Origin of the sequence: Halomonas sp. 3H (assembly GCF_024206005.1) — a bacterium.
GTDB lineage: Bacteria > Pseudomonadota > Gammaproteobacteria > Pseudomonadales > Halomonadaceae > Halomonas > Halomonas campaniensis.
This window is the reverse complement of the sequence record NZ_CP100360.1, coordinates 3,485,302-3,499,351: the sequence shown is the minus strand read 5'-3', so window position 1 is coordinate 3,499,351 and position 14,050 is coordinate 3,485,302. Positions and strand designations below refer to the sequence as shown.

Sequence of the window (14,050 nt, the reverse complement as noted above, 5' to 3'; positions counted from 1 at the left end):
GAGAAGACGCCCGCGGCCTGCGTTACTGGGGTTTGCCTGCGGTTATCTGGCCTCGCGACGGTGGAGGAATCTAGAGTTTCCTTAGGCGCCTATTGTTTCCTATAAGAAACTTGGTCTAGTCTGGTGCCACCCGGGCGCATTCGGCGCGCCGATATCCTGACGGCGGCCCCGACCCGACACCCATGACCCGCGAATAGTGGAGGCAGCTGCCATGAGCCAACCGAAACGTACCCCCCTGTATGACCTTCACGTCGAGCTGGGCGCCAGGATGGTGCCCTTCGCCGGCTTTGAGATGCCGGTGCAGTTCCCGCTGGGCGTGAAGAAGGAGCACGAGCACACCCGCCAGGCCTGCGGCCTGTTCGATGTCTCCCACATGGGGCAGCTGCTGCTGCGGGGTCCTTCGCCCGCCGAGGCTCTGGAGACCCTGGTGCCGGCGGATATCGTCGGCCTGCCCGAGGGCATGCAGCGCTATGCGCTGTTCACAGATGAGACGGGCGGCATCCTCGACGACCTGATGGTGGTCAACGCCGGCGACCACCTCTACCTGGTGGTCAACGCCGCCTGCCGGGATCAGGACATCGCCCACCTGCGCGACCACCTGCCCGAGGGCCATGAGATCGAGGAGCTGGATCGTGGCCTGCTGGCTCTCCAGGGCCCCCTAGCCGCCGAGGTGATGGCCCGGCTGTGTCCCGAGGCCTGCGAGATGGTCTTCATGCAGCACGGCCGCTTCGAGATCGACGGTATTCCGGTCTGGGTCAGCCGCAGCGGCTACACCGGCGAGGATGGCTTCGAGATCTCGGTGGACGCCGGGCAGACCGAGGCGCTGGCCCGCCGGCTGCTGGCCGAGCCGGAGGTCGAGGCGATCGGCCTGGGCGCCCGCGACTCCCTGCGCCTGGAGGCGGGGCTCTGCCTCTATGGCCATGACATCGATACCACGACCCTGCCGGTGGAGGCCGGGCTGATCTGGGCCATCGGCAAGCCGCGCCGCCCGGGCGGCGAGCGTGCCGGGGGCTTTCCCGGCGCCGAGCCGATCCTGCACCAGGTGGCGGAGAAGGATCACACCCGCAGGCGCGTCGGCCTGCTGGGCGAGGGGCGTGCCCCGGTGCGCGAGGGCGCCGAGCTGTTCGACGCCGAGGATAACGGCATCGGCGTGGTCACTTCCGGCGGCTTCGGCCCCAGCGTGGGCAAGCCGGTGGCCATGGGCTACGTGACCATCGCCAATGCCGAGGTGGGCACCACCGTCTACGCCGAGGTGCGCGGCAAGCGCCTGCCGATGACCGTCAGCAAAATGCCCTTCGTCACGCCGGGCTACTACCGCGGCAAGTGACGCCGGCTATGCTGTCAGGGCAGGCGGGCCACATGGCGGTCGGCCCGCCTTGCTCGGTCAATAGCGGCTTGATTCACAACATCCGGGCAGCCCGGGGTGGTGCAACATGGCAATCAGCGTCTTCGACCTGTTCAAGATCGGTATCGGGCCGTCGAGCTCGCATACCGTGGGCCCCATGCGGGCCGCCTGCGATTTCGTCGGCGAGCTGCAGGCGGATGACCTGCTGACGCGCGTGGCGCGCGTCGAGGTCCAGCTGTTCGGTTCGCTCTCCGCCACCGGCCGGGGCCACGGCACCGACCGGGCGGTGGTCTTGGGGCTGATGGGCGAGCGGCCGGACCGCATCGACCCGGATATCATCGCGCCCTGCATCGAGGAGGTCGTCGAGTCGGAGACGCTGCGCCTGGATAGCCGGCACAGCGTGCCCTTCCGGTGGGCCCGCGACCTGCAGTTCCTCGACGAGAACCTGCCCCACCACCCCAATGCCATGCGGCTGATCGCCCATGGCCACGGCGGGGAGCTCCATCGCAACACCTACTACTCGGTGGGCGGCGGCTTCGTCATCGACGAGGCCCAGGCCGAGCGGGGCGAGCTCGACGCCGACACCGCCGAGCTGCCCTACGAGTTCCAGACCGCCGAGGAGCTGCTGCGGCTGTGCCGCGAGCACGGCCTGCGCATCAGCGAGCTGATGCTGGAGAACGAGAAGGCCTGGCGCAGCGAGGCCGAGATCCGCCAGGGCCTCGGCGAGATCTGGAACGCCATGCAGGCCTGTGTCAGCAAGGGGATGGAAGCCGAGGGCGTGCTGCCCGGCGGGCTCAACGTCAAGCGACGCGCCAGGGCCCTCTACCGGTGCATGCTGGCCAGCCAGGACGATCATTCGCTGATCGCCTCGACCATGTCGGCCATGGACTGGGTCAACCTCTATGCGCTCGCCGTGAACGAGGAGAACGCCGCCGGCGGGCGCATGGTCACCGCCCCCACCAACGGTGCGGCGGGGATCATCCCGGCGGTGCTGCACTACTACATGCAGTTCCGCAAGGGCGCGGGCGAGCGCGACGTGGTGGACTTCCTGCTGGCCGCCGGCGCGGTGGGCATCCTGTGCAAGAAGAACGCCTCGATCTCCGGCGCCGAGGTGGGTTGCCAGGGCGAGGTGGGCTCCGCCTGCGCCATGGCCGCGGCCGGGCTCACCGAGGTGATGGGCGGCACCATCGACCAGGTGGAGAACGCCGCCGAGATCGGCCTGGAGCACAACCTGGGGCTGACCTGCGACCCGGTGGGTGGCCTGGTGCAGGTGCCCTGCATCGAGCGCAACGCCATCGCCTCGGTGAAGGCGATCAACGCCGCCCAGATGGCGCTGCGCGGTGACGGCCAGCACTTCATCTCCCTGGACAAGGTGATCCGCACCATGCGCGACACCGGTGCCGACATGCAGTCGAAGTACAAGGAGACCTCGAAGGGAGGACTCGCCGTCAACGCCATCGAGTGCTGATACCACTTCCTAGGGATAGCGCCCGCTGCGGCGGTTCTCCACCAGTACCTCGAGGATGGCGTTGGCTTCCTGCATGATCGGCGTGGGCTTCTCGCCGCGGCGGCGGCTGCAGATCACCGGGGAGGTGAGCGAGCGGTCCGCCAGGTAGATATAGCTGATGCCATCGCGGCGCAGCCGGCGCACCTGTTCCGGCACCAGGGTGATGCCGATCTCCGAAGCCACCAGGCTCAGCGCCGTCTGCAGCTCGTTGGCCTCCTGAACCACCTCCACCTTGAGCCCCTGGCGCCGGAACATGCCCAGCATGATATCGGCCATGCTGGGGCGGGGCTTGGCGGGGAAGAGGATCAGCGGGTAGCGGGCGAGTTCGGCCAGGGTGGGCGTGGTGCCTTCCAGGGGGTGGCCGCAGGGCACCGCGGCCATGATCGGCTCGTCGAACAGCACCTCCTGCTCCACCTCCGGGTCGTCGATCCGGAGCCGCCCGAAGCCCATGTCGATGCGTCCCGCCTTGAGGGCCTGGATCTGCTGCACCGTGGTCAGCTCGGCCAGGCCAAGCTCGACATTATCCTTTTGTCGCAGATCGCGCACCAGCAGCGGCAGCTGCCCGTAGAACACCGATGCCACGAAGCCGATGCCGAACATGACGCGCTTGCTGCGGGCCATGCGGCGGGTGGACTCCAGGGTGGCGTCCACCTTCTCGAGGATCTGCAGGGCGTGCTGCTGGAAGAACTTGCCGGTGGCCGTCAGGCGCAGGCCGCGCGGTCCCCGTTCGAACAGCTCGGCCCCCACTTCCTGCTCCAACTGCTTGATCTGCCTGGACAAGGGCGGCTGTGACATGTGCAGTCGCTCGGCCGCACAGGTGAGATTGAGCTCCTCCGCGACCACGCAGAAGTACCTCAGATGGCGCAGCTCCATGATACCTCCTGGGTATGGCGGGGCACCCAAACAATATTGGTTCCGTCTTCCCGCTGCAATCAGACTGCCATGCAATCACCTTACTGCCCGCATCGGGAGCCCTCATGAGCGCCACTATCCAGTCCATCGAGACGCTGCTGGTCGACCTGCCGACCATCCGTCCCCACAAGCTCTCCATGACCACCATGGCCTGCCAGACCCTGGTCATCGTGCGCATGCGCCACAGCGATGGCATCGAGGGCCTGGGGGAGGGCACCACCATCGGCGGCCTGGCCTACGGCCCGGAGAGCCCCGAGAGCATCAAGCGCAACATCGACACCTACCTGGCGCCGCTGCTGATCGGCCAGCCCTCCGGCAACGTCAACGCCCTGCGTGCCCGGCTCGAGCGCCATGCCCGCGGCAACATGATCGCCAAGTCGGCACTGGAGACCGCGCTGCTCGACGCCCAGGGCAAGCGCCTGGGCCTCTCCGTGGCCGAGCTGCTGGGCGGCGCCCGCCAGACCCACCTGCCGGTGCTCTGGACCCTGGCCAGCGGCGATACCGCCAAGGACATCGACGAGGCCCTGCTGCGTCTCGAGCAGCGGCGCCACGGCGACTTCAAGCTGAAGATCGGTGCCAACCCGGTGAAGCACGACGTGCGCCACGTGGCCGCCATCAAGGAGGCCCTGGGCGATCGCGCCGGGGTGCGCGTCGACGTCAACCAGGCCTGGGACGAGTCCACCGCGGTCTACGGCATCCAGGCCCTGCAGGACGCCGGCATCGAGCTGATCGAACAGGCCATTCCCGCCCGCGAGCATGCCGGCCTGACCCGTCTGGCCGACCGCTTCAACGTGCCGATGCTGGCCGACGAGGCGGTGCAGGACGCCCGCGACGGCCTCGACCTGGCCCGCGGCGGCTTCAGCGGCGCCTTCGCGCTGAAGATCGCCAAGTCCGGCGGCATCAACGGCGTGCTGGAGCTGGCCCACGTGGCCCAGGCCGCGGGCATTGGCCTCTACGGCGGCACCCTGCTGGAGGGCACCATCGGCACCGCCGCCTCCCTGCACGCCTGGGCGACCCTGCCCGAGATGGCCTGGGGCACCGAGATGTTCGGCCCGCTGCTGCTCAAGGACGACATCGTCGTCGAGCCGCTCGACTACCGCGAGTTCGGCGTGGACCTGCCGGCCGGCCCGGGCCTCGGCATCTCCCTCGACGAAGACAAGCTGGCGCACTACGCGCGCAAGTAAGCCCACGACACGACAACCGGAGGATCGAGCCATGCTGTTTCAGGTGGAAATGACCGTCAAGCTGCCCCCGTCCATGCCGGCCGAGCAGGCCGCCGAGATCAAGGCCACCGAGAAGGCCTACGCCCAGGAGCTGCAGCGCGCCGGCAAGTGGCGCCACCTGTGGCGCGTGGCCGGCAGCTACGCCAACGTCAGCATCTTCGACGTCGAGGACAACGCCGAGCTGCAGGAGATCATCTCCAACCTGCCCCTCTTCCCCTACATGGAGATCAGCGTCAAGCCGCTGTGTCGCCACCCGTCCTCCATCCGCGAGGACGACTCCTGAGTCACGGACGAATCACGCCAGCCCCGCCCCGGCGGAAGCAAAGAGATAACGCAGAGGATACCCACCATGACCGTGAAGATTTTCGATACCCCCGACGTCCAGGATTTCCTGAAGACCGTCGCCGGCTTCGACCAGGAAGGTGGCAACGAGCGCAGCAAGCAGATCATGCACCGCCTGCTCTCCGACCTGTTCAAGCTGATCGACGACTTCGACGTCACCCCCGAGGAGTACTGGTCCGCCGTCAGCATGCTCAACGCCCTGGGCGGCCAGACCCAGTTCGGCCTGCTCTCGCCGGGCCTGGGCTTCGACCACTACCTGGACATGCGCCAGGACGCCATCGACGCCGAGGCCAAGCGCGTCGGCGGCACCCCGCGCACCATCGAGGGCCCGCTGTATGTCGCCGGCGCCCCGGAAGCCGAGGGCTTCGCGCGCATGGACGACGGGAAGGACCCGGATGGCGAGACCATGTGGTTGACCGGCCAGGTGCGTGACGTCGACGGCACCCCGATCGCCGGCGCCAAGGTCGAGATCTGGCACGCCAACTCCAAGGGCGGCTACTCCTTCTTCGACCCGACCCAGTCCGAGTACAACCTGCGTCGCACCATCTTTACCGACGCGGAAGGCCGCTACACCGCGCGCAGCATCATCCCGTCCGGCTACGGCGTGCCGGAAGGCGCCCCCACCGACGTGGTGCTGAAGTCCCTGGGCCGCCACGGCGAGCGTCCGGCGCACATCCACTACTTCATCTCCGCGCCGGGCCACCAGCACCTGACCACCCAGATCAACCTGGCGGGCGACCCCTACACCTTCGATGACTTCGCCTTCGCCACCCGCGAGGAGCTGGTGGTGCCGGCCGAGCGCATCGAGGCCCAGGACGTGATCGCCCAGCGCGAGCTGGACGGCCCCTTCTCCGAGGTGGTGTTCGACATCGAGCTGGCCAGGACCGACGTGGCCGAGCTGCAGACCCGCCACGCCCGTCCGCGCGCCAAGGAAGACGAGCAGGACCAGCACAGCCAGCTGGCCGGCACCGCCAAGGTCTGAGGCCCGGCCCTGACCCCGCGTCGGCCACCGGCCGACGCCCCCCGGATTCTCACAATGCACGTCTCGCCATGGCGGCCTCGCCGCCATGGGTAGGGGGAGCCTTGGCTCCCGCCAGGACGAGAGGTGCCTGACCCAGACAGCGTCTCTCACGAGACCCAGGAGTCCCGATCATGACCAGCAAGCTTGATCAACTCGAAGCGCGCGTGCGCGGTGCCGTCGTCGACGACGCCGAGGCCGGCATCTTCCGCTGCCACCGCAGCATGTTCACCGACCCGGCCTTCTTCGAGCTCGAGATGAAGCACGTCTTCGAAGGCAACTGGCTGTTCCTGGCTCACGAGAGCCAGATTGCCGAGCCGGGCGACTACATGACCGTCACCATGGGCCGTCAGCCGGTGGTCATCACCCGCGACAAGGCCGGCGAGCTGCACGCCCTGATCAACGCCTGTGCCCACCGCGGCGCCACCCTGTGCCGCCGCAAGCGCGGCAACAAGGGCACCTTCACCTGCCCCTTCCACGGCTGGACCTTCAAGAACGACGGCAAGCTGCTCAAGGCCAAGAACGAGAAGACCGGCGCCTACCCGGACGGCTTCAAGCAGGAGGGCTCCCATGACCTGACCCGCGTGCCGCGCTTCGAGAGCTACAAGGGCTTCCTGTTCGGCAGCCTGAACGAGGACGTCAAGCCGCTGGACGAGTACCTGGGCGAAACGAAGAAGATCATCGACAACATCGTCGACCAGGCCCCGGAAGGGCTGGAAGTGCTGCGCGGCACCTCCTCCTACACCTTCAAGGGCAACTGGAAGCTGCAGGCCGAGAACGGCGCCGACGGCTATCACGTCAGCACCGTGCACTGGAACTACGCCTCCACCATGGACCGCCGCAACTACGACGCCGGCGGCACCAAGGCGGTGGACGCCGACGGTTGGTCGAAGAGCCAGGGCGGCTTCTACTCCTATGAGAACGGCCACATGCTGCTGTGGACCCGCCTGCTCAACCCCGAGGTGCGTCCGGTCTACCAGAACCGCGAGTGGATCGAGGAGCAGTTCGGCGCGGCGCGGGCCGACTCCATCGTCAACCAGACCCGTAACCTCTGCCTCTACCCCAACGTCTACCTGATGGACCAGTTCTCCACGCAGATTCGCGTGCTGCGCCCGATCAGCGTCGACGAGACCGAGGTGACCATCTACTGCTTCGCGCCGAAGGGCGAGTCCGCCGAGAACCGTCGCGTGCGCATCCGCCAGTACGAGGACTTCTTCAACGTCTCCGGCATGGGCACCCCGGACGACCTCGAGGAGTTCCGCGGTTGCCAGACCGGCTACGAAGGGTCGCTGGCCGAGTGGAACGACCTCTCCCGCGGGGCCAAGCAGTGGATCGAAGGCGCCGACGACAACGCCAAGGCGATCGACATGCAGCCGCTGCTGAGCGGCGCCTCGCCGGAAGACGAAGGCCTCTACGTGCTGCATCACAAGCACTGGGTCGAGGAGATGCTGCGCGCCATCGACAAGGAACGCAGCCAGTTTATCGCCACCCAGAGCGCCTGAGTCAGGCCTTACCGAGAAGGGGAGAGACACCATGAGCCTTAGCTACCACGAGATCCAGGCCTTCCTGTACCGCGAGGCGCGCCTGCTCGACGACCGTGAGTGGGACGAGTGGCTGACCTGCTACAGCAAGGACGTCGAGTTCTGGATGCCGGCGTGGGACGACGACGACCAGCTGACCCGCGACCCGCACAGCGAGATCTCGCTGATCTACTACCCGAGCCGCGAGGGTCTGGAGGACCGGGTCTACCGGATCAAGACCGAGCGCAGCGGGGCGAGCACGCCGGAGCCGCGCACCACCCACCAGATCACCAACCTCGAGGTGCTCAAGGAGGAGGGCGGCAAGGTGGAGCTGCGCTTCAACTGGCAGACCCTGAACCACCGCTACAAGGAGACCCAGACCTTCTTCGGGAGCTCCTTCTACACCCTGGACGTGTCGGGCGAGAGCCCGCTGATCACCCGCAAGGTAGTGCAACTCAACAACGACTATATCCACCAGGTCATCGATATCTACCACATCTGATAGACGAAGACCCGGTGTCGGAGGAGAACGACCATGAGCTACACCATTGCCCTCAACTTCGAGGACGGCGTCACCCGCTTCATCGGCTGCAAGGAAGGTGAAACGGTTCTCGATGCTGCCTACCGCCAGAAGGTCAACCTGCCGATGGACTGCTCCGACGGCGTCTGTGGCACCTGCAAGGGCCATTGCGAGCAGGGCGAGTTCGACATGGGCGACGAGTACATCGAGGAGGCGCTCTCCGACGAGGAGGCCGCCGACGGCATGGTGCTGACCTGCCAGATGGTGCCGTCCTCCGACTGCGTCATCCAGGTCCCCGTTGCCTCCACCCTGTGCAAGACCGAGGTGGGCAAGGTCGAGGGCACGGTCGCCGCGGTCGAGCAGCTCTCCGAGGACAGCATCGAGCTGGTGGTGGACCTGGATGACGGCGCCGAGATCACCTTCCTGCCCGGCCAGTATGTGCATATCGACGTGCCGGGCACCGAGGCGCATCGCTCCTACTCGTTCAGCTCCCTGCCGGGTGAGAAGCGGGCCACCTTCCTGATCCGCAACATCCCCAACGGGGTGATGAGCGGCTATCTCGGCGAGCGCGCCGCGGCAGGCGATCGCCTTACCCTGACCGGCCCGCTGGGCAGCTTCTACATCCGCGAGGTGACTCGTCCGGTGCTGATGCTGGCTGGCGGCACGGGCCTCGCGCCCTTCCTCTCCATGCTCTCCCAGCTGGTGGAGAAGGGCTGCGAGGCGCCGATCCACCTGATCTACGGCGTCAACAAGGACGACCACCTGGTCAAGGTGGACGCCCTGGACGAGTTCGCGGCCAAGCTGCCCAACTTCACCTACGCCACCGTGGTGGTGGACGAGGCCAGTGAGCATCCGCGCAAGGGCTACGTGACCCACCACATGGACGCCGAGGTGATGCACGACGGCGACGTCGACGTCTACCTGTGCGGCCCGCCTCCCATGGTCGACGCGGTGCTCAAGCACTTCGACGCCCAGGGCATCGTGCCGCAGAGCTTCCACTACGAGAAGTTCACACCCAACCAGGTGGGGGAGGCCGCATGAGCCGGAACCGCTTCGAAGGCCCTCGTTTTCAGGACCGGGTGATGGTCATCACCGGGGCCGCACAGGGCATCGGCAAGCGGGTCGCCGAGCGCGCCGGTGCCGAGGGCGCCCGCCTGGCTCTGGTGGACCGCGCCGACCTGATCCATGAGGTGGTCGCCGAGCTGGCGGCGCAGGGCGTGGACGCCATCGCGCTGCAGGCCGACCTGGAGACCTGGGACGGTGCCGCCGAGGTGATGGCGAAGAGCGTCGAGCACTTCGGCCGCATCGACATCCTGATCAACAACGTGGGCGGGGCGATCAACTTCAAGCCGTTCACCGAGTTCACCGAGAGCGAGATCGCCGCCGAGGTCACCCGCTCGCTGATGCCGACGCTGTGGTGCTGCCGCGCCGTGCTGCCCACCCTGGTGGCCCAGGGCGGTGGCGTCATCGTCAACGTCTCCTCGGTGGCCACCCGCGGCATCCACCGGATCCCCTATTCGGCGGCCAAGGGCGGCGTCAATGCGCTGACCGAGTCCCTGGCCTTCGAGTATGCCGAGCACGGCATCCGCGTGGCGGCCGCCGGTATCGGGGGCACCGAGGCGCCGCCGCGGAAGATCTCCCGCGGCACGCCCGAGCCCGATAACGAGACGGAGAAGGCCTGGTTCCAGGCGCATATCGACCAGACCAAGCAGAGCTGCCTGATGAAGCGCTACGGCACCCTGGACGAGATGGCCGCGCCGATCCTGTTCCTGGCCTCGGACGAGGCCAGCTACATCACCGGTAGCGTGCTGCCGGTGGGTGGCGGCGACCAGGGCTAGTCCGCGCTGCGCCGGTTCGGAAGGCTCCGGGCCGGCGCATCTCGTTGCCAGCCACCGACACAATACCAACGACAACATCACCCCCCTGGAGCTCACCGTGAAGCATATCGAGAAGGGCGTGAGCCTGCGGCACGCGCCAAAAGACTTCCTTCGCGACCTCAACGTCGACAACGCCAGTACTGGCCTGGTCGCGGGTATCCTGGGGCTCAGCGTCGGCGTCGTGCACATCAGTGCCGGCACCGCCGCCGGGCTCGACTCCTCCTTCATCATGATCTGGGTCATCAGCTACCTGATGATCAACGGCCTGTTCGGCATCTTCATGCCGGCCTACTACCGGCTGCCGATGCCCATGGCCAACTCCATCCCCGGCGCGCTGATGTTCGCCGCGGTGATCCCCGTGGTGGGCCTGGAGGCGGCGCTGGGGGCGACCCTGATCGCCGGGGCCATCTCGCTGGTGGCGGGGCTATCGGGCGTCATGGGCATCGTCATGCGCCTGATGCCCATGCCCATCGTCATGGGCATGGTGGCCGGCATGCTGCTCAGCTTCGGCCTCAACATGGTGCGCCCGCTGGAGAATGCCATCGTGCCGGCGACCGTCATGATCCTGGCCTTCTTCCTCTCGGCCCGGCTGCTGCGCAAGGTGCCGCCACTGATCGTCTCCATGCTGGCCGGGGTCATCTACCTGATGGCCACCGGGGTGGACCTCTCGGGCGTCCAGGCCACCATCCGCTTCCCCGAGTTCATCATGCCCCAGTTCACCCTGAACGCCTTCCTGGCCTATGGCCTGCCGCTGGCGATCATCCTGGTGGGCATGGAGACCCCGGCCGGCGTCGGCCTGATCAAGGGCATGGGCTACAAGGAGGTGCCGGCCAACGGCATCACCGCCGTGGGCGGCATCGGCACCATGGTCTCGGCCTTCTTCAACCTGCACAGCACCTGTATCGCCGCGCCCATGACCGGCATCTGCTCCTCGCCCGAGGCGGGCACCCATGAGAAGCGCTGGGTCGCCGCGGTGGTGGCCGGCGCCATCTTCGTGGTGGCGGCCCCCTTCTACGGCTACGTGGTGAGTCTGCTGGAGGCCACGCCGCGCTACTTCATCGCCATCATCGCCGGCCTGGCCCTGATGCGGGTGATCACCTCTGCCATGGCCATCGCCTTCTCCGGCAGGAAGCACGAGATGGGCGCGCTGTTCGCCTTCCTGATCGCCGCCTCGGGCATCCAGATCCTGGATATCGGCGCCACCTTCTGGGCCCTGGTGCTGGGGGTGGTGGTCTCGATGATCTTCGAGACCAAGGACTTCGAGTTCGCCAGCAACGCCCATCCCCTTAAGAAGCAGCCGGCCGACTGAGCCGGCCAGCGGCTGTCAATCGATCCTCCTTGGCCCGTATCCGCTTCGGCGATACGGGCCCTTTTTGCTTGCCTGGTGGCTGGGCCTCGTATCAACGCCGGCGGCGCTCGAGACGTCGCTTCCGACACCTTGAAACCGGGTCGACCGTACCTATCTTGCAGATCATGGGGCCCTGTCGGCCTCGCGCCGCTCGGCCCCGTCCCGTCATCTGGCTGTTGAAGCGAAGGAGGTGTTCGATATGTTCGGAGATCTCAGGGGCCTGGATCCGGCCCGCGCCCAGGGCATGGAGTGGGTTCGCCAACTGTTCGACGAGATGTTCCCCGGAGGCGGAGCGGCCGATATCCGCTCGGTGCCGTCCGGCAGCTTCCCGCCGATCAACGTCGGGCGCACCGACGAGGCGGTGCGCGTCTACGTCTTCGTGCCGGGGCTCGGGGCCGAGGACCTGGAGGTGAGCCTGCAGGACAACGTGCTAACCGTGGCCGGTCGCCGTGAGGCGCCCACGGGCGATGAAGCGCGCACGCGCTTCCGCCAGGAGCGCTTCCATGGCGACTTCCGGCGAGCGGTGGCGCTGCCTGAGGGGCTCGACATCGATCGGGCCGAAGCGCGTTTCCGGGACGGCGTGTGCGAGATCGTGCTGCCCAAGCGCGATGAGCTCAAGCCGCGGCGCATCGAGGTGCAAGCGGCCTGAGTCCGCCCCGCGAGTACCGCGTTTCGAGACCGAAGGAGGTGAGAAAGATGAACGAGATCACCCGTCAGGACGCCGACTTCCCCCGCTCTGCCGGGGAGAAGCGCCGGGAGGAGACGCTGCTGCCGGCGGTGGATATCCACGAGGAGAACGATGCCGTGCACATCATCGCCGACATTCCCGGCGTGACCCGCGACTCGCTGGCCATCGAGGTGGACAACGGCGTGCTCATCCTGGAAGGCGAGGTGGCGATCCCGATGCCCGAAGGGCTGAGCCCGCTCTACGCCGAGGTGCGCGCCCAGCGCTACGCGAGGCGCTTCACCCTCAGCCACGAGATCGACAGCGAGGCGATCAGCGCACGGATCGACAGTGGCGTCGTCCACCTGACGCTGCCGCGGCGCGACACGCACCGCCGGCGGCGCATCGAGGTGCAGGCGGCCTGAGCAGTGCTCGGCCACAACGCAAGGGGGCGCGGCCGGCTGGCCGCGCCCCCCTCTTGCCTACTGCCTCTTGTCTCAGGGGGTGATCAGCGGGCAGCGGCTCTTCTCCAGGGACTGGAAGGCCAGCTCCCCGGGAATGGTGCGCAGCACGCGGTAGAGGTCCCACTCGCCCTCGGACTCCTCGGGCGACTTCACCTCCACCAGGTACATGTCGTGGACCATGCGACCATCCTCGCGGATTACGCCGTTGGTGGTGAAGATGTCATTGACCGGGTTCTCGCCCATCCAGGCACGCACGGTGCCGGCGTCATCGCTGCCGGTGGCCTCGATGGCGTTGAGGTAGTGCAGGGTGCTGGAGTAGACGCCGGCCTGCACCATGGTGGGCATGCTGCCCATGCGCTCGTAGTAGCGCTGGGCCCACTCCCGCGCCTCGTCGTTCATGTCCCAGTACCAGCCGGTGGTCAGCTGCATGCCCTGGGTGGTCTCGAGCCCGAGGGCGTGGATGTCGTTGAGGAAGACCATCAGTCCGGCCAGCGTCTGGCCGGACTCCACCAGCCCGAACTGGCCCGCGGTGCTGATGGCATTGACGGTGTCCGCGCCGGCGTTGGCCAGGCCGACGATCTGCGCCCCGGAGCCCTGGGCCTGCAGGACGAACGAGGAGAAGTCGTTGCTGTTGAGCGGGTGGCGCACCGTGCCGACCACCTCGCCGCCCATCTCGGTGACCACGTTGGAGACTTCCTCCTCCAGGGAGTGGCCGAAGGCGTAGTCGGCGGAGATGATGAACCAGCGCTCGCCGCCTTCGTCGACGATGGCTCGCGCCGTGCCGTTAGACATGGCGTGGGTGTCGTAGACCCACTGGATATGGTTGGGGCTGCAGTGCTCGTTGGTGATGCCGAGCGCGGCGGCGCCGGAGACCATGGCGATGCGGTCATGGTCGGCGAGCAGGCGGGTGGCGGCGATGGTCACCGAGGAGGCCACCAGGCCGCCGACCATATCGACGTCGCGCTGGTCGATCCACTCGCGCACCGTGTTGGCGCCCACGTCGGCGCTGTTACGGTCGTCGGCACTGAATACTTCGATGGGGGCGCCGTGGATCGAGCCGCCGTGCTCCTCGATGGCCATGCGCATGGCCTCAAGGCCGCCGGGGCCGGCCAGGTCGCGATAGGGGCCCGACATGTCGGCCAGGTAGCCGAGGCGAATGGCGCCGTCGGAGATCTCGGCCTGGGCGCTGCCGACACCGGCCAGCAGGGCGGCGCCGAGGGTCAGGGCGGTGGTCTTGAGCATGGGGTGACGTTGTCTGGACATGAGTTCTCCCTTGCCTCACCGGAAGCGGCGAGGCCGTTGTTGTTGTG

Annotated in this window: 14 protein-coding genes; 12 read left to right on the top strand and 2 right to left on the bottom strand. The window is 67.5% G+C overall.

Annotated elements, in window-relative coordinates; all coding sequences use genetic code 11:
* Nucleotides 1-211: 211 nt before the first annotated feature.
* Together gcvT and NFC98_RS16120 are read left to right on the top strand one after the other, a co-directional pair.
* Nucleotides 212-1,327, top strand: a complete 1,116-nt coding sequence (gene gcvT / locus NFC98_RS16125) for a glycine cleavage system aminomethyltransferase GcvT (RefSeq protein ID WP_254275921.1) — start codon at nt 212-214, stop codon at nt 1,325-1,327.
* Between the two features lie 106 nt (nt 1,328-1,433).
* Nucleotides 1,434-2,813, top strand: coding sequence for an L-serine ammonia-lyase (locus tag NFC98_RS16120; protein WP_254275920.1), 1,380 nt, complete (start codon nt 1,434-1,436; stop codon nt 2,811-2,813).
* A 9-nt stretch (nt 2,814-2,822) separates the two neighbouring features.
* Here the strand turns inward: NFC98_RS16120 and NFC98_RS16115 are convergent, their stop codons facing one another.
* Nucleotides 2,823-3,725 carry a LysR family transcriptional regulator gene (locus NFC98_RS16115; protein ID WP_254275919.1) on the bottom strand — a complete coding sequence of 301 codons (903 nt, stop codon included), beginning with the start codon at nt 3,723-3,725 and terminating at the stop codon, nt 2,823-2,825.
* A gap of 104 nt (nt 3,726-3,829) precedes the next feature.
* Between NFC98_RS16115 and NFC98_RS16110 the strand changes: the two genes are divergently transcribed.
* From NFC98_RS16110 to NFC98_RS16065, 10 genes are all read left to right on the top strand, one after another.
* Nucleotides 3,830-4,948, top strand: a complete 1,119-nt coding sequence (locus NFC98_RS16110) for a muconate/chloromuconate family cycloisomerase (RefSeq protein WP_254275918.1) — start codon at nt 3,830-3,832, stop codon at nt 4,946-4,948.
* 31 nt (nt 4,949-4,979) lie between these two features.
* Complete coding sequence (gene catC / locus NFC98_RS16105; protein ID WP_086511712.1) at nt 4,980-5,270, top strand: muconolactone Delta-isomerase; 291 nt, start codon at nt 4,980-4,982, stop codon at nt 5,268-5,270.
* Between the two features lie 66 nt (nt 5,271-5,336).
* The gene (gene catA / locus NFC98_RS16100; RefSeq protein WP_254275893.1) at nt 5,337-6,311 is read left to right on the top strand and encodes a catechol 1,2-dioxygenase; all 975 of its coding nucleotides are present in this window, start codon (nt 5,337-5,339) and stop codon (nt 6,309-6,311) included.
* A gap of 170 nt (nt 6,312-6,481) precedes the next feature.
* Nucleotides 6,482-7,849, top strand: a complete 1,368-nt coding sequence (locus NFC98_RS16095; RefSeq protein WP_254275892.1) for a Rieske 2Fe-2S domain-containing protein — start codon at nt 6,482-6,484, stop codon at nt 7,847-7,849.
* 31 nt (nt 7,850-7,880) lie between these two features.
* Nucleotides 7,881-8,369, top strand: a complete 489-nt coding sequence (benB, locus tag NFC98_RS16090) for a benzoate 1,2-dioxygenase small subunit (protein WP_254275917.1) — start codon at nt 7,881-7,883, stop codon at nt 8,367-8,369.
* A gap of 33 nt (nt 8,370-8,402) precedes the next feature.
* Nucleotides 8,403-9,428: a benzoate 1,2-dioxygenase electron transfer component BenC gene (gene benC / locus NFC98_RS16085; protein WP_254275916.1), complete on the top strand. Its 1,026-nt coding sequence runs from the start codon at nt 8,403-8,405 to the stop codon at nt 9,426-9,428.
* A complete protein-coding gene (gene benD / locus NFC98_RS16080) occupies nt 9,425-10,225 on the top strand; it encodes a benzoate diol dehydrogenase BenD (protein ID WP_254275915.1) in 801 nt (266 codons plus the stop codon). The genes benC and benD overlap by 4 nt, the downstream gene beginning before the upstream one ends.
* Nucleotides 10,226-10,322: 97 nt before the next feature.
* Nucleotides 10,323-11,573, top strand: coding sequence for a benzoate/H(+) symporter BenE family transporter (locus NFC98_RS16075; protein WP_254275914.1), 1,251 nt, complete (start codon nt 10,323-10,325; stop codon nt 11,571-11,573).
* A 238-nt stretch (nt 11,574-11,811) separates the two neighbouring features.
* Nucleotides 11,812-12,261 (top strand): Hsp20/alpha crystallin family protein, encoded by a 450-nt coding sequence (locus NFC98_RS16070; protein ID WP_254275913.1) that lies wholly within the window; start codon nt 11,812-11,814, stop codon nt 12,259-12,261.
* Between the two features lie 47 nt (nt 12,262-12,308).
* Complete coding sequence (locus NFC98_RS16065; protein ID WP_254275912.1) at nt 12,309-12,701, top strand: Hsp20/alpha crystallin family protein; 393 nt, start codon at nt 12,309-12,311, stop codon at nt 12,699-12,701.
* Between the two features lie 72 nt (nt 12,702-12,773).
* On the opposite strand, the gene NFC98_RS16060 is transcribed toward NFC98_RS16065, so the two are convergent.
* Nucleotides 12,774-13,982 carry an ABC transporter substrate-binding protein gene (locus NFC98_RS16060; RefSeq protein ID WP_254277862.1) on the bottom strand — a complete coding sequence of 403 codons (1,209 nt, stop codon included), beginning with the start codon at nt 13,980-13,982 and terminating at the stop codon, nt 12,774-12,776.
* Between the last annotated feature and the right edge of the window lie 68 nt (nt 13,983-14,050).